This window comes from Nodosilinea sp. LEGE 07298 (assembly GCF_015207265.1).
Lineage (GTDB): Bacteria > Cyanobacteriota > Cyanobacteriia > Phormidesmidales > Phormidesmidaceae > Nodosilinea.
In genome coordinates, this window is the sequence record NZ_JADEXE010000094.1 from 1 (window position 1) to 21222 (window position 21222).

At 55.3% G+C, this 21222-nt stretch carries 22 protein-coding genes; 12 read left to right on the plus strand and 10 right to left on the minus strand.

The features are described from left to right. Window positions 1–1332: D-Ala-D-Ala carboxypeptidase family metallohydrolase (locus tag IQ273_RS14360; protein ID WP_228053025.1), on the plus strand; the 1332-nt coding region annotated here is incomplete at its 5' end. A gap of 76 nt (window positions 1333–1408) precedes the next feature. Continuing rightward, window positions 1409–3100 (plus strand): hypothetical protein, encoded by a 1692-nt coding sequence (locus tag IQ273_RS14365; protein WP_194023864.1) that lies wholly within the window; start codon window positions 1409–1411, stop codon window positions 3098–3100. 75 nt (window positions 3101–3175) lie between these two features. Here IQ273_RS14365 and IQ273_RS14370 read toward each other — a convergent pair whose 3' ends face one another. Both IQ273_RS14370 and rnc read right to left on the minus strand, forming a co-directional pair. After that, window positions 3176–4000: an SDR family oxidoreductase gene (locus tag IQ273_RS14370; protein ID WP_194023865.1), complete on the minus strand. Its 825-nt coding sequence runs from the start codon at window positions 3998–4000 to the stop codon at window positions 3176–3178. Then, window positions 3997–4650: a ribonuclease III gene (gene rnc, locus IQ273_RS14375; protein WP_194023866.1), complete on the minus strand. Its 654-nt coding sequence runs from the start codon at window positions 4648–4650 to the stop codon at window positions 3997–3999. Before rnc ends, IQ273_RS14370 begins: the two co-directional genes overlap by 4 nt. A gap of 71 nt (window positions 4651–4721) precedes the next feature. On the opposite strand from rnc, the gene recF reads away from it, so the two are divergent. Together recF and IQ273_RS14385 are read left to right on the plus strand one after the other, a co-directional pair. Continuing rightward, window positions 4722–5855 (plus strand): DNA replication/repair protein RecF, encoded by a 1134-nt coding sequence (recF, locus tag IQ273_RS14380; protein ID WP_194023867.1) that lies wholly within the window; start codon window positions 4722–4724, stop codon window positions 5853–5855. Between the two features lie 184 nt (window positions 5856–6039). Beyond that, window positions 6040–6339, plus strand: a complete 300-nt coding sequence (locus tag IQ273_RS14385; RefSeq protein ID WP_228053027.1) for a hypothetical protein — start codon at window positions 6040–6042, stop codon at window positions 6337–6339. A gap of 141 nt (window positions 6340–6480) precedes the next feature. On the opposite strand, the gene IQ273_RS14390 is transcribed toward IQ273_RS14385, so the two are convergent. The 3 genes from IQ273_RS14390 to IQ273_RS35780 form a co-directional block, all read right to left on the minus strand. Beyond that, the gene (locus tag IQ273_RS14390; RefSeq protein WP_194023868.1) at window positions 6481–7137 is read right to left on the minus strand and encodes an MAE_28990/MAE_18760 family HEPN-like nuclease; all 657 of its coding nucleotides are present in this window, start codon (window positions 7135–7137) and stop codon (window positions 6481–6483) included. After that, the gene (locus tag IQ273_RS14395) at window positions 7128–8240 is read right to left on the minus strand and encodes a DUF262 domain-containing protein (RefSeq protein WP_313898117.1); all 1113 of its coding nucleotides are present in this window, start codon (window positions 8238–8240) and stop codon (window positions 7128–7130) included. The genes IQ273_RS14390 and IQ273_RS14395 overlap by 10 nt, the downstream gene beginning before the upstream one ends. A 180-nt stretch (window positions 8241–8420) precedes the next feature. Further along, window positions 8421–8660 (minus strand): helix-turn-helix transcriptional regulator, encoded by a 240-nt coding sequence (locus tag IQ273_RS35780; RefSeq protein ID WP_194023870.1) that lies wholly within the window; start codon window positions 8658–8660, stop codon window positions 8421–8423. Window positions 8661–8906: 246 nt separating this feature from the next. Between IQ273_RS35780 and IQ273_RS14405 the strand changes: the two genes are divergently transcribed. Beyond that, a complete protein-coding gene (locus IQ273_RS14405) occupies window positions 8907–9146 on the plus strand; it encodes a hypothetical protein (protein WP_194023871.1) in 240 nt (79 codons plus the stop codon). Here the strand turns inward: IQ273_RS14405 and IQ273_RS14410 are convergent. The 3 genes from IQ273_RS14410 to IQ273_RS14420 form a co-directional block, all read right to left on the minus strand. Next, window positions 9143–10138, minus strand: coding sequence for an adenosine deaminase (locus IQ273_RS14410; RefSeq protein WP_194023872.1), 996 nt, complete (start codon window positions 10136–10138; stop codon window positions 9143–9145). The two genes, IQ273_RS14405 and IQ273_RS14410, sit on opposite strands and share 4 nt — an antisense overlap. A gap of 57 nt (window positions 10139–10195) precedes the next feature. Then, entirely contained in the window at window positions 10196–10930 is a 735-nt protein-coding gene (locus IQ273_RS14415; protein WP_194023873.1) for a DNA-binding response regulator, read from the minus strand. 310 nt (window positions 10931–11240) lie between these two features. Continuing rightward, window positions 11241–11903 (minus strand): hypothetical protein, encoded by a 663-nt coding sequence (locus IQ273_RS14420; protein WP_194023874.1) that lies wholly within the window; start codon window positions 11901–11903, stop codon window positions 11241–11243. A 320-nt stretch (window positions 11904–12223) separates the two neighbouring features. Between IQ273_RS14420 and IQ273_RS14425 the strand changes: the two genes are divergently transcribed. Continuing rightward, window positions 12224–12466: a ChaB family protein gene (locus tag IQ273_RS14425; RefSeq protein ID WP_194023875.1), complete on the plus strand. Its 243-nt coding sequence runs from the start codon at window positions 12224–12226 to the stop codon at window positions 12464–12466. Window positions 12467–12612: 146 nt separating this feature from the next. Here the strand turns inward: IQ273_RS14425 and IQ273_RS14430 are convergent, their stop codons facing one another. After that, the gene (locus IQ273_RS14430) at window positions 12613–13596 is read right to left on the minus strand and encodes an XdhC family protein (protein ID WP_194023876.1); all 984 of its coding nucleotides are present in this window, start codon (window positions 13594–13596) and stop codon (window positions 12613–12615) included. A 353-nt stretch (window positions 13597–13949) separates the two neighbouring features. On the opposite strand from IQ273_RS14430, the gene murJ reads away from it, so the two are divergent. Further along, complete coding sequence (gene murJ / locus IQ273_RS14435) at window positions 13950–15554, plus strand: murein biosynthesis integral membrane protein MurJ (protein ID WP_194023877.1); 1605 nt, start codon at window positions 13950–13952, stop codon at window positions 15552–15554. A gap of 83 nt (window positions 15555–15637) precedes the next feature. Here the strand turns inward: murJ and IQ273_RS14440 are convergent, their stop codons facing one another. Beyond that, window positions 15638–16495, minus strand: coding sequence for a hypothetical protein (locus IQ273_RS14440; RefSeq protein WP_194023878.1), 858 nt, complete (start codon window positions 16493–16495; stop codon window positions 15638–15640). Between the two features lie 114 nt (window positions 16496–16609). Between IQ273_RS14440 and IQ273_RS14445 the strand changes: the two genes are divergently transcribed. The 5 genes from IQ273_RS14445 to IQ273_RS14465 form a co-directional block, all read left to right on the plus strand. Beyond that, a complete protein-coding gene (locus IQ273_RS14445; RefSeq protein ID WP_194023879.1) occupies window positions 16610–17218 on the plus strand; it encodes a hypothetical protein in 609 nt (202 codons plus the stop codon). Between the two features lie 57 nt (window positions 17219–17275). After that, on the plus strand, window positions 17276–17995 hold the full coding sequence (locus tag IQ273_RS14450) for an iron-containing redox enzyme family protein (RefSeq protein WP_194023880.1): 720 nt from the start codon (window positions 17276–17278) through the stop codon (window positions 17993–17995). Beyond that, window positions 17982–19148 (plus strand): mandelate racemase/muconate lactonizing enzyme family protein, encoded by a 1167-nt coding sequence (locus IQ273_RS14455; RefSeq protein ID WP_194023881.1) that lies wholly within the window; start codon window positions 17982–17984, stop codon window positions 19146–19148. Before IQ273_RS14450 ends, IQ273_RS14455 begins: the two co-directional genes overlap by 14 nt. A gap of 1 nt (window position 19149) precedes the next feature. Beyond that, a complete protein-coding gene (locus IQ273_RS14460; protein ID WP_194023882.1) occupies window positions 19150–20799 on the plus strand; it encodes a GH3 auxin-responsive promoter family protein in 1650 nt (549 codons plus the stop codon). Continuing rightward, the coding region (locus IQ273_RS14465; protein ID WP_194023883.1) for a hypothetical protein at window positions 20783–21222 on the plus strand (440 nt) is incomplete at its 3' end. The genes IQ273_RS14460 and IQ273_RS14465, both read left to right, overlap by 17 nt.

Consider the following 21222-nt stretch of genomic DNA (forward strand, 5'->3'; position numbering starts at 1 on the left):
GATGAAGTGGTGCCCCCACCCGACGAAGTTATACCTCCCCCCACGGGCGGCGGTACCGATCCCGAAGCACCCGGTTCGGGAGAAGACCCCGCCCCCGAACCGGCGAGAAACCTCACGCTGCGCGTAAAAAGCACCACCTACTTTAAGTTGCAGCCCAAGCTGGCCAGCGAGCTAACCGATGCCGAGAAGGTGCTGGTTACCAACGGCACCACCCTCGACATTCAGTACTACATCGACGTGGGCAAAAACCACTGGCAGATTCAGCTGCTCGAACCCACTCTGGGCGATAAAACCAACCGCACCTGGTTTGTCTATACCCCCGATATTGATGTACTAACTGGCGTTCGGCTGCGCGTCATCAGCGACACTCTGTTTAAGACCGAACCCAAGATTTCCTCCCAGCTGGGCGAGGCTCAAAAGGTATTCGTTAAAAATGGCACTCAGCTGAGGCTATTGGCCTTTAAGCCAGCGGCGGGCGACCACTACGAAGTTGACCTAGCCGACGCCGTAGTAGGGGCCGAAGTCAACACCAGGTGGTACGTCTACAGCCCAGACACTAAGGTAGACGGCAACCGTCAGACCCTGGAAGTTACCGGCGACACCATCTTCAAAGCGCGCCCCGTACAGTCGAGCCAGCTCTCCGACGCCGAGAAAGTGCTGGTAAAAAAAGGAACCACATTCCTGGTTAATTCCTACGCTCAGCCCGAGAATAATCACGTGCGGGTGGCCCTACAGGGAGCCTTTTTAGGCCCTCAGAACCGTACAGCCTGGTATGCCTACATACCTGATATTCAGATTGCTGGAACTGAAATTGGCAATCATCCTACCGATCAGGGGCCAGGGCAGCCTGCTAACCCGGCAGACCGGGGCGTGGCGCTAACCTTTCCTGGGTTTTCGGGCACCTATTTCTCAAACTTTCCAATTCAGCCTAAAAACCGCTACGGGGTGCGGGGCAACTTTACCTGGGGTGAGGCGCTGCACGTCAACCCCAGCACGGGTAGGTATCGTCGCCCAGCCAGTGCCGGCGTGGTCTACAACATCTTAAAAGTGGCCGACGCCATGGAAGAAATTCGCAAGATGTACGGCGATAAGCCGCTGCAAATTAACTCCTGGTACCGTGATCCGGCCACTAATAGGGCGGTCGGAGGAGCCTCTATGTCGCGCCACATATCGGGGGATGCCGTGGATTTTGTAGTACCTGGCGTACGGTGCTCTGATGTCTATGCCCGCTTGAATGGCTGGTGGGGTAGCCGGGGTGGTTTGGCCAGTTCTTCGGTATTTACTCATATTGATATGCGTGGCTACCGAGCCCGGTGGAGCTACGGCTATTAGGCTAGAGCAAGGCCCTAAAGGCCTAGTGACCAAGCCTTTAGGGCCTTGCTCTTTAGTCGGAGGGGTGAGTAGGTTTTTGGCTGGAGTAATCTTCGGCCTGTTGCTGAGCTTGGGGGGAATGCTGGGGTCAGGACTAGCGATTTCGCCACCCTTCGGTGCTGCGCTCATCCCCGATCTAGCCGATTTTCCCTTGGTGAAATCCTACGACTTGGGTATGGCCAGCCTAACCCAGACGGACGTAGACACAGCTTTTGAGACGATGCCGCTGGCGCTGACGGGGGCGATCGCGCTGCCCCCCGGCAACTTCCCTGTACCCTGGATAGTTATCCTCCACGGTCGCCACGCCGGGTGCCACTTTAACCCCGATGCCACCAGTCAGTGGCCCTGCGACCCTGAGCCTCGCTTTGATCTGGGCTTTGCCTACCTGGCGCAGGCTTTAGCTGAGGTGGGCTACGGCGTAATTATTCCCAACCTGAATGCCGCCTTCAGCGAAACCTACGGAGCCACCGCCGATAATCGCAACGAACTGGCTGATCAGCGCAGTGGCCAAATTATCGATGCCCACCTAAACCGCTTGGCCCAGGCCGATCGCGGTGATGACCCTGGCTTTGGCCTGTCCCTGACGGGGCGAATTGATCTAACCCGGCTGGCGATGGTTGGCCACTCAATGGGAGGTGGGGCAGCGACGCTAAGCGCCATTCAGCGGCTCCATATAAACTCGGCTGCATCGCTTCAGGCCAAAATTGCGGGCGGGCTAGGCCCGATCGCAGCCCTGGTGCTAGTTAGCCCCACCCGCAGCTATGCGATCGCCCAGCGACCCGACGCCTACCAGCTGCCGGATGTGCCGACAGCGGTGATCGCGGGAGGGTGCGATCGCGACATTTTTGACCTCAGCAGCCTGTATTACGTCGAAACCGCTCGGCAGCAGCTCCGCACTAGCCCTGTCTTGGGCATTCTGCTGCCTGGGGCAAATCACCACTATTTCAGCGCTGCCGTTGAGGAGGATGACTACTACCGTCAGCCCAACAATGGCCAGCTGTGCAACCCGCAGCGATCGCGCGATCGCCTGTCGCGGGTGGCCCAGGAAAATTTCTTGGCTCAGTACACCACAGCCTTTCTGCAAACCGTTTGGGCCACTCCAGGGGATGATTTGGCCCTGGCCCAGGTAGGGCTAGCGGCTCATCGAGCGGCTTCAGCGGAAATATTCGGACAATCGGTGCTCACGACGCTGGTAGCGCCTGCGGCTCAGCGCCATACCGTGTTTCACGCCAAGGCAGCTCCTGTGGTCACGCTCACGGCTGGCTTAGAGGCAAAATTTTGTCAGGCGCTAACGGCTTGCGATGGCTCGCCTCGGCCCTACCCCCACTTTCCAGACCTGCTCACCCTGGAGTGGAGTGCTATCCCTCAACAGCTGCAAGTGCCTCTGGAGAACACCAACGCCAGCGATTTTGCCAGCCTGGAGCTGCGCCTCGTCCCCGACCCATCCTGGCCCGTTGCCCAGGGGCGACCGGTGTTTGCGGTGGTGCTGCACGACCAGCAGGGCGGCGCGGCGCGGGTCGAAATTCCCTCGATGGTACCTGCCCTGCGGCAGTTTGAGCCTGACCCTACCCACGGCCACACCGCCCCTCTCTACCCTAGTTCTCTCCGTATTCCCCTAGGGCAGTTCGCTGGTGTTGACCTGGCGGCACTAACCAGTGTGGAGCTAGTGTTTGACCAGGCCACTCAGGGCAAGCTGCACTTGGCCAGCATTGAGTTTTTGGGCCGCTAAGAACCCGGGTTTCTTAGCCGCACTTGCCAGCTCATTGACACACCCCAACAGAAACCCGGGTTCTAGAGCGATGCCCTAAATGCCCTCAAAACGCGGATGGCGAAACTCATAGCCCGCTGCCTTGAGCTTCTGGTTTGACACCCGCACGTTGTAGGGCCGAGCGCTGGGCTGAGACGGGTCCCACTGCACAGGGTCGAGATGGTTGGCGGTGCAGACGCGATCGATCAGCTCGCGCACGGTGGGGATTTCGTCTTGCACCAGGTTGTAGATGCCGCTGAGTGAGTGAGTTTGGGCATGGGCGATCGCCCCCACAATGTCATCGAGATGCACCCAGTTGCTAGCTTCGTTCCCAGCACCGGGGCGGGTCTGTCCGGCGGCGCGGCTGTAGATTTTGGCCAGTTCCCGCCCTGGGCCGTAGATACCGCCGAGGCGAAAGATGCAGACGTTTCGATCAGGCGTAGCAGCTTGCAATAGCGTTTTTTCGGTCTCTGCCATCGTGCGCCCGTTGTCGGTGGCAGGCTTGGCGGGGTCATCTTCTCTCACCCAGATCCCCGCGTAATTGCCGTAAACCGAGTAAGTACTGGTAAAAATAACTTGCTTCAGGTTCGGAGCTTGAGCCAGAGCCTCCACGACAGTTTTGGCCGTATTTAGATACGTTTCTTCGTAGTTGGCCTGCCGACCGGCCCCCACGCACATGAGTAGGGTGTCTTGGCCTTGCAGCAGAGCCGCCATTCCCTCGGCATCTGACCCATTTACGACCTGTACTGCTGCCGCAATCTTTTGTAAGTCGTCAACTCGATTGGGGCTGGTGGTTGTGGCCGTAACCTCGACACCCTGACTATTCCACAGCTGAGCTACAGCCTTACCGACATACCCACAACCTAAAATTGCTGCCTTCATCGCTTTAGCCTCCTCAGTGCTTCACTAGCGGCATTTTTGCGCGCGTCTTTGATGCTACGCCCTTGGCCAACGCCGTAGCTGGTGCCACCGATCCACACTTCTAAAACGAACATTTTGGCGTGGTCAGGGCCAAGGCGATCCTTTTCGACGTAGCTGGGCAAAGCACCACCCAGGTGGGCCTGCACATACTCTTGCAGCTCGGTTACGGGATCGATGACTCGAAGATTTAGGACGCGATCGACGAGCGGGCCAAAGACTGTCTCGACATGGCTGTGGGCGGCTGCAATGCCAGCATCTAAGCGGTAAGCGCCAATTACCGCTTCAAACATATCGGCCTGAACGCTGGGGTTGTTGCGCTCGTGCTGTGCCCCCGCCCCTAAGCGCATGCGAGCTGGAATACCCATCTCTACCGCTAACTTCGCCAGGCAAGGCTCATCCACTAGGCGATCGCATCGCCTCGACATTTCCCCTACGCTTATGTGGGAATAGCGGGCAAACAGCAGATCTCGCACCACAAACTCTAAAATGCTGTCGCCCAAAAACTCCAGCCGCTCGTAGTCGGGGCCTTCGGCAGGGTGTTCGTTGGCGTAGCTGCTGTGGGTAAGCGCCTGCCGCAGCAGGGCCGGATTTTGAAAGGTGGGTAAACCCATAGTTCACGGAGATGAGCGAGGCATCGGTGCCGTCCTGTATCCTAAACCAAGTCAAGCCTCAACTTGCGCCCTTGTACCTTACCCATCTATCGCTCAGGCACTTTCGCAACTATGGCGAGCAGCAGATCGACTTTGCCGCTCCTAAGACGATTTTGGTGGGCGAAAATGCCCAGGGCAAGTCGAACCTGCTGGAGGCAGTAGAGCTGCTGGCGACGCTAAAGTCGCACCGGACCAGCCGCGATCGCGACCTCGTGCAGCAAGACCAGCCCGCTGCCCAAATCAGCGCCTCGGTGCGGCGAGATCTGGGGATGGCCGATCTCTCGCTGGTGCTGCGGCAGGCAGGGCGGCGTACGGCTATTCTCAATGGCGAAAAGCTGCGGCGACAGCTCGACTTTCTCGGTGCCCTCAACGCGGTGCAGTTTTCTAGCCTCGATCTCGACCTGGTACGGGGCGGGCCGGGGGAACGGCGCACATGGCTCGATACATTGCTGATTCAGCTAGAGCCAGTCTATGCCCACATTCTCAGTCAGTACAACCAGGTGCTGAAGCAGCGCAACGCCCTGATCAAGAAGTCCTACGGCGACGATGAGGGGGAATCTGGGCAATCCATTGATGCTACCGAGTTTGCCCTGTGGGATGCCCAACTGGCGGCCCTGGGGACTCGGGTGATTCGGCGGCGGGCCAGGGCGATCGCGCGGTTGGCCCCGATCGCCCACCAGTGGCACCAGGCAATTAGCGGTCAGCGCGAAGACTTGCAGATTCACTACCAGCCCAACGTGCCCATAGCCGAGGATGACCCCCAGGTGATTCAGGCTAGCTTTTTGGAGAAGATTAAACTGCGTGCGATCGCCGAGCAGCACCAGCGCACCAGCCTGGTTGGCCCCCACCGCGACGATATTGAGTTTGCCATCAACGACACCCCCAGCCGCCAGTACGGTTCGCAAGGTCAGCAGCGCACCTTAGTTCTGGCCCTCAAGCTGGCGGAGCTGCACCTGATCGACGAGGTGGTGGGTGAACCGCCCCTGCTCTTGCTCGACGACGTGCTGGCCGAGCTAGACCTAAACCGCCAGAATCAGCTGCTGGAGGCGATTCAAGACCGCTTTCAAACCATTATCACCACCACCCACCTGGGAGCTTTCGGTAGCCAATGGATGACCTCATCGCAGATTTTGACCGTAAAGGCTGGCCGCATTGAGGACAGCTAAGTAGGCAAGCGCAATTAAATATAAGTCGATGTAGGTTGGGGTTGAGGCACGAAACCTAACGCCCGCATGGGTTACGCTGTCGCTAACCCATCCTACGTTTGAATTGACCCACCCACTTAAACTGTTTGATCTGGTTTTATAAGAAACCGCTTCCCGCACCCAAGCTTGAGCAAGCTACCGCAACATGTTTGAACGACAGCAAACCATCTCTACCCCTGCCAATGGTCGCGCCGTTGCCTTGAGGCATCGCGCTATTTTAAGCCGAGGTAGTTACTTTAGCTTGTTAAGTCTGGGCAGCGCGGGCAGCATTCTTAGCATTGGCAGCACCGGCAGCATTCTCAGCATCGGCAGCGCGGGGAGTATCTTGAGCATTGGCAGTGCAGGCAGCATTTTGAGCGTTGGCAGCGCCGGTAGCGTGCTGTCGGTGCTGAGTCTAGACAGCATTCTCAGCGTCTTGCAATTTTGGGCCGTTCGCCACTTTTGAATGCGTTACTCAACGCAAGTATGGCATGTCCCTAGTTCCCCTCAAACTAGGGAACCAAAGCTTTGAAATCTTTCCTGAGGAGCGATGTTAACACCCACACTCAAGAACTTTGGAGCGCAGTAATTCGATCCCATTCTTTTCCTAAAATGATTGATTATCCACACAAAAGTTTGTAGCAAGAGCAGAGTTCTCAATATCTGTCTTAAACCATGTGATGGCTTCTTCAACAAACTTTACTGCCTCTAGCGCATATTTGTCATCTGGCGTCAACAAAGTTCCATGAGCTATTGCACATCGGGTTTTGACTAATTCATCGACAAACGGACCCCAAGTAGACCATTGCTTGTGATAATCAATGCCAACCGTAATGCAAATATTTTCAAGCACTTCTGAATTAAGATTTGATTCTGTATCTATTGCTGAATGAGGATTGATTTGTACTATCTTTGATGAGTTAGAAACAAACTGGGTAACAACTTGTAAATGTGGAGTTATACGCTTGCTAGCACGAGATGCATCTAAGAGCATAGCTCGACAAGCAATTGCTTGAAAATTAGGTGAGAGCCTACTAAAAACTAATGATTTGCAGGCAACATAGTCAACATATGCAGTTGCCGCCTCTTTCACAAAGCCTTCCCAGTTTGCGTAAGCAATGACGATAGAACTCCGGCAAATAATATTTAACTCATGTTTCCTTTTTGCCTTTAGAAGCTGAGAAAATGTAAACAACTCACGTCTTCTGATTTGACTTTTTTCTGCCAGAAAATCAATTAACTGCTCTTGACTCTTTAAAGACATTGATGAAACAGCTCTTTTCCAAAGGCAATAGTTCTGGGGATTCGAGTTGATGATCTAACGCCTGACTTAGTGAATTGCCGAAGCTGCTCATTATTGCCAAGCAATTGATGTTTCTCTAAGAAAATATTTGCTTTTGGCAAATCGTTGCCTGCCAGTAACTCACGACCTATTCCAACAGCAACTACCTCAAACAAAGAGGCCAGAGTCCCTCCATAATAACAATTTTTCGAGAGGTTGAATTTTCGAAAACTATTTTGACCCAAATACGTTGAAAGATAATTAAAAGTTTTTTCAAAAACAAGCTTTATTCCACTTGAGTCAAAATTGGCATCACCTGCTATTCTAATCATTGCATTCGTAAGAAAGTCTCCAAGCTCCTCTATTCGAGATAAGCTTTCTTCGCTACTAGTAGAAAAAACAATAAATCGTGTAAGAAGTTCAAGATCAAAGGCTTCCTCTTCCGCTCGCTCCGTGAGTAAAATGCAATTGCGAAAATCCTCTTCTGAACTAAGATCTTGTATCCATTCAAACAAATCCCTATTGTTCATTATAAGAACGCAATTGCGAACTTCTTGATCAGTTGCAATTGAACCGCCCGTATTCAACCTTTGAAATATTTCGTATTTCGCAATTTCGTCACTGGTATTTTTTACTATATTAATATCAAGCCTAGAGCGCTTTATCTTTATTTTTGCCGACTCAGGTAGTATCTTTTCCTTATCTTCTGATTCCCACTGTTTTCCTTCTAGGCTTGGAAGATATCTGGTTCTAGTAAGTGTTATTTGATCTTTGATTCCATTTGTTTCATCTTTCAGTTCTCCCATGACTTCAAAAATGGTTGAGAGCCTTTGTAAGCCATCAATGACGTCCCATCGAGAGTTTGGTTGTTCAGAAACAAATATGGGTGGGACAGGAATGCCCAACAGCAAAGACTCGATAAATTTTGACTTTTGCTCAATATTCCAACGAAAAAATCTTTGGAACTCAGGATGCAAATCTAATTCATCGTCTCTATACATAGACAACAACTCGCCAACAGACATTGAATAAGAGTCAGTTGACACCTTGGCTGCGTAGTTGCTGATCTCACTTTCAAGATTCACGTTTCAAGCTTCCTTTTAGTATTTTTCTTGAAATCCTTAGTTTTGCACCTTAATTATAAGTTGGAGGAGGGGTATTGATCTAGTTTTCATGGATGAAAGGGACTCAGTGGATATGCATATGGCAAAGCCACGAACACTTATGGAAGAAGATTATCAAAGTAAATCAAAGGATAAATAGCATTAAAGAGTTTGACTTGGCCCAAACTCATCAGGCAGTTCATCAAATGTTATTGCCAACTCTTTACACAGCGATCGCATTTGCGGAACGGTCAACGTCGGAGGGTATTCCCCCTTCTCCCAAGCTCTTACCGCGCGGTCAGACACTCCAATGCGTCTAGCCAACTCAGCCTGAGTCAAACCCACCCGTTGGCGCATTTGCTTCAGGGGTGATGATTGCTGTTTCGGTGCCTCATCAGACATTGCGGAACTCAACTTCCGGAAGTCTACTGCTTGACATGGTGCTCAAGCGGAAGTAAGCTTCCAGTATTGCCTCTGGATTACAGCCCAGACGACGGGTCTAACCCTGTCGTTACTGAGTTTGCTAATTTGCTAACTCAGTTTCTCACCTTGCGATGGTCTTGTGTGACCTTCGCGCTATTTCCTGCTGCACCCAAATCCAGGTTGAGCCCAAAAACTGGATTGTTACCCCCTATTACCAATTTCACCATGTCAGAATTTATCCCCAACACCGAAATCTACAACTTACCGCCCAGTACCCCCACCCCTACGGAGCCAACCCGCGAGCCCGTGCGAGTGATTCTGATTGGTTCCACTGTAGGTATGAACCTGATCATTGCCATTCTTCACCGTCTGGGCTTTGCCGAACCTCGCTCCTGGAGCAAACCCCAGCTAGACCCCACCACAGGACAACCTATGCGTATTCTCACTAAATGGATTCGGTATTAGTCAAATGCCGATAGCTCCTGTAGGTAGGGCTGCTGCTCTGCTGGGAGCAAAAATGACGCTTTGAAGGAGTTTTGGGCCAATTGCACCAGTTGAGCTGGCGTTAGCTCTAGGGCCGACTCTACAGCGTCAAAATTTTCGGCCAGGTAGCCGCCAAAGTAGGCGGGGTCGTCAGAGTTCACCGTTACACACAGGCCCAGATCCATCAGGTGTTTGAGGTTGTGCTGGGCCATCTTGTCAAACACGCAGAGCTTGACATTCGATAGGGGGCACACCGTGAGGGGAATCTGGTGCTCGACCAGGTACTCCACCAGAGCCGGGTCTTCGACGCAGCGCACGCCGTGGTCAATGCGCGATACCTTGAGCAGGCGAATTGCTTCCCAAATGTACTCTGGAGGCCCCTCTTCGCCCGCGTGGGCCACGGTCAGAAAGCCCTCAGCTTTGGCGCGATCGAACACGGCCTGAAATTTAGAGGGCGGGTGCCCCATCTCCGAGGAATCGAGCCCCACGGCGATGATGCTGTCGCGGTAGGGTAGGGCTTGTTCTAGGGTGGCCATGGCGGCTTCGGCGCTGAGGTGGCGCAAGAAGCAGAGAATCAGCGCGGAGGAAACCCCCAGCTGGGTCTTGGCATCGTGCAGCGCCTGGGTGATGCCGCCGTGGACGACCTCAAAGGGAATGTTGCGATCGCAGTGGGTCTGCGGGTCAAAGAAAATTTCGGTGTGACGCACGTGCTGAGCGGCGCATTTTTGCAGATAGGCCCAGGTGAGGTCGTAGAAGTCTTGCTCGGTCTGCAAGACTTGTGCCCCGGCATAGTAGAGATCGAGAAACGATTGTAGGTTTTCAAACTGGTAGGCCGCCCGCACCGCCTCTACCGAGTCGTAGGGGAGTTTGATGCCGTTGCGCTGGGCAAGGGCTACCATCATTTCGGGTTCTAGGGAGCCTTCAATGTGGATGTGGAGTTCAGCCTTGGGCAGGGTAGTGAGGGGCGATCGCATAACCAACCAGCATTTTTTCGGCTATTATGCCGCAAATCTCTGGCCAACAGAAAAGCTTTACCCTGGATCGTCAAACATCAAACTATTAGAACCAAAACCGCCGATAGCGGCCATATAGTGAAAGTTTCCGGCACCCACACTGGCTTCTAGGGTTTTGATAACCTGTTCGGCATTGTCGTAGGGGCCACTCATGAAAAACGGTTGGCCATCTTGACTAAACTCAATAGGAATTAGTGTTTCGGGACGCAGGCCGAGGTGAGTTTGGGCTTTGGTACTGAAGTCTCGAGGTTCAAACCCGAGGTTGCGAGCGTAGTCAATTGCACCATAGACGATGGACTGGGCCTGCTCTAAAGTAATGGTTACAAACGGTTCCTCAAATCGCTCTTGGCAGCTCTCAAGGAGTAGTGAATACTCCCTACGGCCCATAATGCGAGGCGACAGCGTGTTCTTGACGCCCAGGCACCAATAATCCACCAGGTAACTGCCCACTAAAAAGCGATTAAGCTCTTGTCGAGCCACAATGATTTGACATATCCCTTTAGGCTCTTCATCACCCTGGCGACCGTTCAAGCCCAGCAGGCTTTCAGCAGCCCCCCGGTTAACTCGACATTCCTGCAGTGATTGAATATCACCCGATCGAGCCTTTTCTAAGTCTGCTTCCTCGGCATGATCTTGAATAAACGCCGTCACCTCTGCGGGTCTTAGCTTCAATTTACGGGCAATTTGTTTGGGGGCAACTTTGGCTTCCCTAAGGCGAAGAATTTCAGTGGCTTGGTCAGGCGTTACTGGCATCGGAATAGTCGAGTAGTCTACGTAGTTAGGTTTTAGGCTAGAGTAAGCCGCTCCCTGAGCGGGGCTTTGGTTTCAAAATCTTTATGATCAGCGGGCTGAGCCTCAAGCAGTCTATTAGACTGCCAAGCTAAAGATGACGGAGCCGTGAGGTATACGGTTAAAGGTTTCAGGTTCAGGGCGAGCCGTGGGCCGTATACTTTGAACCCTGCACCCAGAGCGGTTGATCCCTGTCAAAATCAGCTTGGTCAAGTACTAGCCAAAAAAAACTGAGATATAGCCATACAGCGCAAAGCGGCTCTGAAGAATGGGTCTAAAAACGATAGAGCCGCAGCTGAAGAGGTAAAGCCTGCTGCGTCAGGCAAGCCATGCCATAGAGGATCAAGGTCTCTCCCAGGAGTTCGCCAAATTCTTCGATGGTGATGCGGAGGTGTTCACCCAAGAAAATACTTTGGGATGAGGCATGGATAGCCAGCTCTGAGGCGATCGCGCCCTTCATGGCCTCTGCACCAAACCCGCCCAGCAGAAACACACCTACCCCCGCCAGCACCCACAGTACTGGGCCGCGATGGTGTTGCCAGATCCAGGTCAAATCTTGCCACCCTAGAACCGGAATAGCGATCAAAATGCCCAGATAAATCAGCTTCCAGTCGAACTGGTTGAGAGCCAGATGGAGCTTGGTCAGTTCGTCTATACCGCCAAAGAGGCAGAGCACCGCCAGGGCACTGGGCAAAAACCAAGAAACCGGGCGGGTCATGCGCTGGCGATACCGCAGCAGCGCCAAACACAGGCCCCCGATGGCAAACAGGTGAGCTGCCTGTAGCCAGGAGGGCAGCGATCGCAGGCCGTTGAGGTCAAGCAGTGGTACCGCCTCACCCCGCAGATAAATCATGGCCAGGTAGGCCAGGGCTAGCCCCAGCTCAAAGCCAACCAGGGCGATCGCGGCTCGCGGTATCCAGCTTTTTTGTGTGGCCATAGAAATTAAACGTAATTTGTTAGCCCTATCTTGCCCTTGTCAGGGTTTGACCGCCGCCAGATAAAGTCGGATTTAGACGGTCAGTCAGATAAAGAACTCTTTAAGGACCAAATTAAGTCTATTCACAGTTAGAGCTGGCGAGTCGAAATAGCCGTATGACCGTTAATTGAGCAGCATGAAAGCACCTCACGACCATAGAGATCCCTGTCTTAGGGATGCGAAGAAAGGTATCCATTTTACGGCGAAAGAGGGAGGTCGACAGTGGTGCCAATATTTTATGGTTTGGTCAAGAACTACGACATAACTAAGGAGAAGACTTCATGCCTTACGAAAATACTGACTCTTTGCCCCAGGAAACTCAGTCGCTGCCCCAGGAGGCTAAGCAAATTTTCATGGCCGCTTTTAATGCTGCTTCGAGCGATGGTATGAGCGAAGACGGTGCCCACGAAGTTGCCTGGAACTCCGTAAGAAATACCTTTATTCAAGACAGCAATGGAGAGTGGAGCTTCAAGGCTGACAAAATTGATTCTCGCAGCCGAACTGGCGCTATGCCTGGGGGCTAGATACTAGTTTGAGATGTTGATCTTCATTTCTGAAGTCACAGCTTAAATCGCCTTTCTAGCTCAGCTAGCCATGGATCAGGTGGATATGATTTGACACAAGACTGTATCAAATCCATATTCACCTGATTATTCTTATTTTCGTAGCATTAGCTAGTGCTCATGCCCTGGCGCAGGCGTTCAGAGAGCGATCGCCCCGTGCCGCCCCGCTGCACCATAATTAACTCAGCGCCAATGCTAACGGCAATTTCTTCAGGCGTTAGCGCCCCAATATCTAGACCGATCGGGCCGTAGATAGCGGCTAATTTTTCTTTAGAAATACCTGCCTGTGCGATCGCGCCATAGACCTGCTTTACCCGTTTTTCGCTGCCGATCATGCCAATATAGCGGCAGGGGATGGAGCGCTTAAGTAGCGATTGAAGGGCAGCCAAGTCGTAGGTATATCCCCGTGTCACAAGAGCGGCGTAGAGGTTTTGGTAATGGGCAAGCGATGCGATCGCCCCTTCAATTCCTTCGGCTAAAATCTGGCTGGCTTGCGGATAATACTCAGCATTGGCCCACTCAGGGCGCTCGTCTTGCACCACAATCTGAAAACCAATCAGATGGGCAACCTTAGCGAGCTGAATGCCCACATGACCTGCGCCGACAATCAGCAGGGTGGGCGGTGGTTGCAGGGTCTCGACAAAGACCATAGCGGAATCAATTTGAACAGGAGCTTCCGCTAAATAAGGTGCATTCACGTTATCCAGAGGCGTTACCAACGTCACCACATGCCCAGCCTGAAGCCGCCGCAAAATCTGCTGAGCTAAGCCCCTCGCGACATCGCCCTGCCACCGTTCAAGCCACACTCGCATGTGCCCCCCACAAACGCCCTGGGTTTGCCGATGCGGTGAACCCGACAGGTCAATCTCGACAAACTGCTTTTCTCCAGTTTTAAGCACCTCCTGGGCCTGGTGCAGTACTCTGGCTTCCCCCGCGCCGCCGCCGATGGTGTTGAAGGCTTGGCCCTTAGCATCGACCACCAGCTTCGCTCCCACTTCGCGAGGCACGGAACCCTTAACGGCAGTAACGGTAGCTAGAACCGCAGGGCCATATTCGAGTACCTGAGCCAGTTGTTGAAAACAGTTCACCATAGATGAGAGGCGATTATTTCAGCAGAGCATCATACTTGTCATGACTACCGCTCCAAATCCAGTCATAATCATTATCTTTCTGGATGGCTAAGGCCCAATAGCCACCACTCATGCGAACGGCACTGATTCGCTAAAGTAGGCAAGCTTCAAAACCTCTAAACTCAAGCCGTTCTGGCATCGTAGCTGACCGAAAGATAAACCCCATCGCCCTGGCTGAGGTCGCTTTGCCCGCTAACCCCAGAGGATGGTTTGGGTTCGTTTAATAAGCCATGACCTAGTTCAATTATGCAGTTAAATGGGGGATGGTTCTGGATGCCCACCGTGGCTCCGCTGTTCACCCCCTGCGAGGCCCCGTGTCAGACGCAAAACCTTCCCGATCGCTTGCCAATATTGCGGGCATTGTGGCCGTAGCTACCATCATCAGCAAGTTTGTGGGGCTATTTCGGCAGCAGGCGATTGGGGCGGCCTTTGCGGTGGGGCCGGTGGCCGATGCCTACAGCTTTGCCTACATCATCCCCGGCTTTTTGCTGATCTTGCTGGGGGGCATTAACGGGCCGTTTCACAGCGCGATCGTCAGCGTGGTGGCGCGGCAGGATCGCAAAGACACCGCCAAGCTGATCGAGGCGGTCAACACCCTGGTGGGATTAATCCTGATCGGGGTGTCGGTGCTGCTGTTTTTGCTGGCAGGGGGGATCATCGATGCGATCGCCCCCGGTCTTTCCCAAACAGACACCATCGCCCGCGATATCGCCGTGCTCCAGCTGCGGATTATGTCGCCCATGGCGCTGCTGGCGGGGCTGATTGGCATTGGCTTTGGGGCGCTGAATGCCGACAGCCAGTTTTGGCTGCCGTCGATCAGCCCGATTTTTTCTAGCGGGGCGGTGCTGGTGGGGCTGGGGCTGCTCTACGGGGCGATCGGCGGCGACATCACCAATCCAGAGTTCTACCTGCTGGGCGGGGCGGTGCTGGCTGCCAGCACCCTAGGCGGCGCGGTGTTGCAGTGGCTGGCGCAAATTCCAGCGTTGTGGAAGTCGGGGCTGGGGCGACCGCGCCTGCGGTTTGACTGGTCGATCCCTGGGGTGCGCGAGGTGATGCGGGTGCTGGTGCCCGCCACCCTATCGTCGGGGATGCTGCAAATTAACCTGTTCACCGATTTATTCTTTGCCTCGTTTATTCCGGGCACGGCGGCGGCGCTGAGCTACGCGAATTTGCTGGTGCAGACGCCCTTGGGCATCATCTCCAACGTGATTTTGGTGCCGTTTTTGCCGATGTTTGCCCGGCTAGCGGCTCCCGAAAACTGGCCGGAGCTGAAGACCCGCATTCGCCAGAGTTTGCTGTTCACCGCGCTGACCATGCTGCCCCTGGGGGCGCTGTTTGTGGTGCTGGCACTACCGATTGTACGGGTGATCTACGAGCGGGGAGCCTTTGATGAAGATGCCTCGAATCTAGTGACCTCGGTGCTGATGGTCTACGGCATCGGCATGTTTGTGTACCTGGCGCGGGACGTGCTGGTACGGGTGTTTTACGCCCTGGGCGATGGGCAAACGCCCTTTCGCATCAGTCTGATCAACATTGTGCTGAATGGGGTGCTGGACTTTTTCTTCATTCGCTGGCTGGGGGCACCGGGTCTGGTGCTGGCCACGGTGGGGGTAAATGTGTTTTCGACCCTGGCGCTGACGGTGATCTTGCACCGTCGGCTGCGGGGGCTGCCGCTGCGGGAATGGGGGGGTGCGATCGCCCTCCTCACCCTCTTGAGCTTCATCGCTGGCACCGCCGCCTGGGGAACGCTGCAATGGCTAGAAACCTGGCTGGGCACCGAGGGCTTTGGGGTGCTGGCGCTGCAACTGGTAATTCCTGGCGGCGTGGGGCTGCTGGTATTTACTGTAGGGGCGTTTTTGTTGCCAATCCCTGAGGCCAAGCAGCTGGCGGGGCGAATTCGAGAGCGGGTGCGGCGGTAGAAGGTAAAGGCTTGTAACTAACCAAGCAGCCCCGATGGTCGTGGATGTACCTCTGCAAGGAAGCACAATTGTCACCTGTTAAGCTACCAATCTAGATCTTCTGCTGTGATGGAAGACAATTCATACCTCCACTCATTCCCCTGCCGACGGCCAATATGCAAGTGAGCGCTAGGGTGCGCCTGAGGCTGAATGTAAACTGCCGGTTCAGGCATTGTGGCGTTCGCTAAAGCAGTCTGATACTGCTGCTTTGAGATAGTCTGAAGCGTTTGCGCTTTCACACTATAGACGGTAGGCTGACGAGTCTCAAGATCCCACCAATAAATATTGTCTCCCTGTTGTCTCATGTCACTGTGGCGGCCCAATCGCGTGTAGTCGCCATTGCTATGGCGCACCCAAGACTCGACTTCATAGGTGTTTAAAGTCCGCTTTTCCTCGACATCTAACGTGACCAAAAGCGTCCCTGCTTCATCTAGTAGCTGAGGATCGCTAGGTGGGTATGGCTCAGTCGTTCTCAGTTGCGCCAATTCCGCTTCGATTGGCAGCGGAGTTAATTGACGGGTGGGAATGTCAAAAAAATAGTAGGTGTCTCCCTGTACTAAAGCCCTTGAACCAGCCAAAGAGACAATCCGCCAGGCCTGTCTGGTGCGATCGCGGTTCTGAAAGTGCTGCAAAATATTAACTTGGTTGGAGACAATATCATAGGTGCCAATCGCCCAGCTACCTTTGGATATGACGCGTTGCGTACATTCGGCACAATACTCGCACGAGTAGAAATATTCCTGCTCGGCTGCAAAGAGAATCGTACGCTGATCTGCCAACAGTTTGTGGCTGCCAAAGGTAGCCCTTGACTTTAATTCGCCACATCCAAGCACACTAAGCGCATTGCATCCCTGAACCAGCAGAACACCCAGCATCAAAGTCAGACCGCCTAAAATCTTCATCGCATCAGCGCCTCGTACCACTGAGACAGTTTCATTAAATGAATGGACAATCTCCGGAATCGGCCTTCCTTAAATTGAAGTAGATCTTGGTCTTTATCCCGCCTGCCGCCTGCCATGAGAAAACTGAAGGTCTACTCCATTGCCAGCTTTGCAGTCACCAGCCTTGCAGTCGTCCTTGTTGCCGCCCTGGGCCAGACGGCTCAGAGCCAGAATGATAGAGCGGCTCAGGCCAGGCTTTCCCCCCAGCAGGTTGAATCACTCCAGTATGCGGGCATTCCTGTGGCGGTGCCGACGGAGGTGCCCCCTGGCTTTGAGGCCACCAGTTTAGATGTTACGCCTGTCGTTTCAGACGACGCTTTCTCTGGCGGGTATGTGATTGTCTACCGTCATGTTGAGGCTGACACCGGCAATCAGACCTGCTTTGAGGTCGAAGCCGCGATGGGAGGCTTTGGCGGCCCGGTGCCTGAGCATCAAGCGATCGCCCTGCTCCCCGCCTTCGCTCAGCCCCTAGAAGATATGGAAGACTACACCTATCAGCTGTTTTGGAGCGACGGCGGCAACGAGCTAGAGGGCTTCCCAGAGCCGATCCTGTTCTCAGACTGGATTAGGGGCGATCGCGCCTACTACCGAGTGGCCAGTCTGACCCTAGACGCCCCAGACTGCACCAGAATTGCTCCAGAGACAGCGAATCAAATCTTAGCGTCTCTGCAATACCTCGAATAGATCAAGGCACCTTGACAGCGATAGCTTGGTTTTAACGCTTTATATCAGCAGGTTTTTATGATCGCCCTGTCGATTCGTTCCCTGATTGAAACCCAATATGCAGACCAGGTGAAGGCCTTTGGGGACTCCCCCTGGTTTCAGCGTCTGGAGCAGGGACAGGCCTCCCGGCAAGAGTACGATGCCTTTATTTTTAACCTCTGTCAGACTCACCTGAAGAGTCCGCAGATTTTGGCCTTTCTCTACGCGGTGGCCCCACCCGAGGCCGCGCCCCAGATCAAACACAACCTGCTCGAAGAACTAGGGCTAGATCAGGTGGCCATTTGCCACCCCGATCTGCTGTACGTGCTGGCGACGGCGGCGGGGTTTGATCGCGATCGCCAGACGAACCTGGCCGAGGCCGCCCAGGCCCAAATTCGGCAGCTCTGCACCGACCCGCTGCTGTTTGGCACCATGCAGGAGCTGGGGCTGTCGGTGCTGCTGGAGGTGACCTGCTTTGAGTGGATGCTCTCTCGCCTGGCCAGCCGTATCGGCAAGGCGCTGGCGGCCCATCGCGGCCTGCCGCCGGAGAGCCTGGTCTGGTTTCACCACCATTCTGAGGTCGATATTCGCCACGCCGAGGAGGGGTTAGACAGTGTGGAGCAATACCTGGCCTACTACGAGATTGAGGCCGAGGATCTAGAGACGATTCTCGACATTACCTTTCGCGAAAACATTTTTATCAAGCGCTACTTCGCCGACCTGCCCGCGATCGCTGGAGCTGCCGATGAGAATCGTTGACGCTACCCTGTTTGCCCTGCATATTCCCTTTGTGGAAGCCTTTGCCCACAGCGTGCGATCGCGCAGCAGTTCAGATTCCATCGTGGTGCGGCTGCGGGCTGAGGACGGCACGGTTGGCTACGGCGAGGCGGTGGCCCGGCCCTACGTCACCGGAGAGACGGTGGCGAGCTGTTTGGAATTCATGGAACGCACTCTGTGGCCTGCGGTGCAAGCTACTGACTATGTTCCCTGGGCAGGGCAGGATGCGATCGCCTGGCTAGAGTCGCTGACCCTGCCGACAGAGGATGCCGCTGAAGCCGATACTAGCGTAGTGGCTTGGAATGCGGCGCGCTGCGGTTTTGAGCTAGCCCTGGTCGATTGTCTGCTCAAATCTGCCGGGGTTTCCCTGGGAGAACTTTTACCGCCTCGGCACCCGGTCACCTACAGCGGCGTGATCACGGCCAGCAGCATTGAGGGCGCGGTGAAGCACGCCAAGCGCTTTAAGCAGTTTGGCCTGCCCCATATCAAGGTGAAGATCACCGGAGAGGCGGATTGGGATCGGCTGGCGGCGATTCGGGCGGCGGTGGGGCCAGCGGTGTCGCTGCGGGTGGATGGCAATGGGGTTTACTCGGTGGAGGGTGCGATCGCCACCTGTGAAGCCCTGGCCGAATTCCACATCGACAGCGCCGAGCAAATGATTCCGCGCGGCGACCCCCAAGCTTTGGCGACGGTGCAGGCGGCCACCGCCATTCCCCAAATGGCCGATGAGTCGCTGATTACCCTGGCAGATGCCGAGGCGCTGATTGCGGCCAAAGCCTGTCGAGGCTTTAATCTGCGGCTGTCGAAATGTGGAGGGCTGGGGCTAACGTTGGCGATCGCCGATCTGGCTCAGGCCGCTGGCATCCAAATGCAGGTGGGCTGCCAGGTCGGCGAGACGGCAATTCTCTCCGCTGCGGGGCGGCACCTGGCGGCCTATTTGCCCGAGATCAGCTTTTGCGAAGGCTCCTACGGCAGCCTGCTATTGCGCGAAGATCTCAGCCGTCGCCCTATCCATTTTGGCCATCAGGGTCTGGCGAAACCGCTGAAGGGGCCAGGGCTGGGGGTAGAGATTCAGGATGATCTGCTGGAGAAGTACGCTCAGCAGACGATTTCACTCTCAGCTAAGGCGGTGTGATATGGCCAGTCTGTACACTCTTGGGCTGCGCTGGCAGGGACGAAGGCTGAAGAACCAGCTAGAGGCCGCCACCCAGGAGCCGGAACTGGCCCAGCAGCGACTATTGCACCAGTTGCTCAGCCGCCATAGCGACACTCAGTTTGGCCGCGAGCACCGCTTTGATCAGATTCGCACCCCGCTCGACTATCGCCGGGCGGTGCCGATCCGCGACTACGAAGGCTTTCGGCCCTATGTGGAGCAGATGATCGCTGGGCAGGAGAAGATTCTGGTGAATGAGCCAGTGCGGATGTTTACCATGACCAGCGGCACCACCGGGCAGCCGAAATATATTCCCGTCACCGCTGGGGTAGAGCGGGGCGGGTCGCGGCTGATGCGGCAGTGGCTCTACCGCATTCTGCAAGATCATCCGACGTTTTTGAATGGAGCGGTGGTGGGGATTGTCAGCCCGGCGATTGAGGGCTACACTCCCGGTGGCATTCCCTACGGCAGCCTATCGGGGCGCATCTACCAGCAGATTCCGGCCCTGATTCAGCGCACTTACGCCATCCCCTACAAGGTGTTTGAGATTGCTGACTACGATCGCCGCTACTGGGCGATCGCCCGCTATGCCCTGGCGCGGCAGGTGTCCTTTCTCTGTACGCCCAATCCCAGCACCCTCAAGCGGCTGGCTACGGTGATGACGCACCAGGCAGAATCTTTAATCCGAGCAATTCACGACGGCACCGGGGGCGAGGGGCTATCCGCTCAACGCCCCCAGCCCGAGCGGGCCAGGCAGCTAGAGCAGATCTTTCACACCACTGGAGCACTGCGACCCCAAGACTGCTGGCCCCACATGGACCTGTTGGGCTGCTGGACGGGCGGCTCGGTGGGGGCACAGGCCCGGCAGCTCACCGCTGACTATGGCCCCCTGCCGATTCGCGATCTGGGCTATTTAGCCAGTGAGGCCCGCATCACCCTGCCCTACCAAAACAACACGCCCACTGGCCTGCTCGATCTGACCCTGAATGTCTACGAATTTATTCCCGAAGACTGTGCCGACCACGCCAACCCACCGATTTTGCTCAGCCATGAGCTAGAGCAGGGGCAGCGCTACCAGATTTTGCTGACTACCCCCGGCGGCCTCTACCGCTATCACATCAACGATGTGGTGGAGGTGACGGGGTTCTATCACCGATCGCCCCTGGTTGCCTTTTTGCGCAAGGGCCGCGACATGAGCAACCTGACCGGGGAGAAGCTGCATGTGAACCATGTGCTAGCGGCGATCGCAGCTCTGCAACGCCAGTTTCACCAGCCCGTCGGCCCCTACCGCCTAGTGGCCAATGCCGATGCGATGCGCTACGAGCTGTACTGGGAAACGGCGGAAGTTCCCGATCAGGACTGGATTGAGCAACTGCTGTCGGCCCTAGATACTGCCCTGGCCGAGAACAACGTTGAATATGCCCAAAAACGAGCCTCTCAGCGATTAAATGCCCCCTGTCTCCACCGCATGAAGCCAGGCTGGGCAGAGACGACCCAGCGTTGGGCGATCGCCCAGGGTCAGCGGGAGGCGCAGTATAAATGGCCTATCCTCACCCAGCAGCCCCTGCCGCTGGATGCGGAGGCGATCGCGCAAACCTACGAGCTGACGCTGCCCTATGCCCACCCCCACTGATGGTCTGCGGCGGAATGGGTTGTGGCCCAGTCGCCATCCGGTGGCCTGGCTGTGGGGGCTGACCTTGCTATTTTTGCTGCGGGTGCTGGGTCAGGTGTTAGTGGCCTTTTCCCAGGTGCCCTTCTTACCCCCCATGCCCCACTGGTATTCGGGCCTGCTGCCCTACCCGCTGCTGTTGCCCAGCCAGCTGCTGATTTTGGCGCTCCAGGTCAAGATCAACCGCGACCTGGCCCACGGGCGGGGCTGGTTTCAGCGGCCTCGCCCCCGTTTGGGTCAAGCGCTCCAGTACTTTAGCTACGGCTACGCCGGGGTGATGGTGATTCGCTACGGCATTACCATGGGCCTCTACCCAGAGCGCCGCTGGCTGGGGGAAGGCACGATTCCAATTGTGTTTCACTGGGTGCTGGCCGCCTATCTTTGGGG

Coding starts and splice junctions, on each gene's coding strand:
- IQ273_RS14370 (WP_194023865.1), bottom strand. CDS start 4,000: ATGAAGGCAGCAATTTTAGGTTGTGGGTATGTCGGTAAGGCTGTAGCT.
- rnc (WP_194023866.1), bottom strand. CDS start 4,650: ATGGGTTTACCCACCTTTCAAAATCCGGCCCTGCTGCGGCAGGCGCTT.
- IQ273_RS14385 (WP_228053027.1), top strand. CDS start 6,040: ATGTTTGAACGACAGCAAACCATCTCTACCCCTGCCAATGGTCGCGCC.
- IQ273_RS14390 (WP_194023868.1), bottom strand. CDS start 7,137: ATGTCTTTAAAGAGTCAAGAGCAGTTAATTGATTTTCTGGCAGAAAAA.
- IQ273_RS35780 (WP_194023870.1), bottom strand. CDS start 8,660: ATGTCTGATGAGGCACCGAAACAGCAATCATCACCCCTGAAGCAAATG.
- IQ273_RS14405 (WP_194023871.1), top strand. CDS start 8,907: ATGTCAGAATTTATCCCCAACACCGAAATCTACAACTTACCGCCCAGT.
- IQ273_RS14410 (WP_194023872.1), bottom strand. CDS start 10,138: ATGCGATCGCCCCTCACTACCCTGCCCAAGGCTGAACTCCACATCCAC.
- IQ273_RS14415 (WP_194023873.1), bottom strand. CDS start 10,930: ATGCCAGTAACGCCTGACCAAGCCACTGAAATTCTTCGCCTTAGGGAA.
- IQ273_RS14420 (WP_194023874.1), bottom strand. CDS start 11,903: ATGGCCACACAAAAAAGCTGGATACCGCGAGCCGCGATCGCCCTGGTT.
- IQ273_RS14425 (WP_194023875.1), top strand. CDS start 12,224: ATGCCTTACGAAAATACTGACTCTTTGCCCCAGGAAACTCAGTCGCTG.
- IQ273_RS14430 (WP_194023876.1), bottom strand. CDS start 13,596: ATGGTGAACTGTTTTCAACAACTGGCTCAGGTACTCGAATATGGCCCT.
- IQ273_RS14440 (WP_194023878.1), bottom strand. CDS start 16,495: ATGAAGATTTTAGGCGGTCTGACTTTGATGCTGGGTGTTCTGCTGGTT.
- IQ273_RS14445 (WP_194023879.1), top strand. CDS start 16,610: ATGAGAAAACTGAAGGTCTACTCCATTGCCAGCTTTGCAGTCACCAGC.
- IQ273_RS14450 (WP_194023880.1), top strand. CDS start 17,276: ATGATCGCCCTGTCGATTCGTTCCCTGATTGAAACCCAATATGCAGAC.
- IQ273_RS14455 (WP_194023881.1), top strand. CDS start 17,982: ATGAGAATCGTTGACGCTACCCTGTTTGCCCTGCATATTCCCTTTGTG.
- IQ273_RS14460 (WP_194023882.1), top strand. CDS start 19,150: ATGGCCAGTCTGTACACTCTTGGGCTGCGCTGGCAGGGACGAAGGCTG.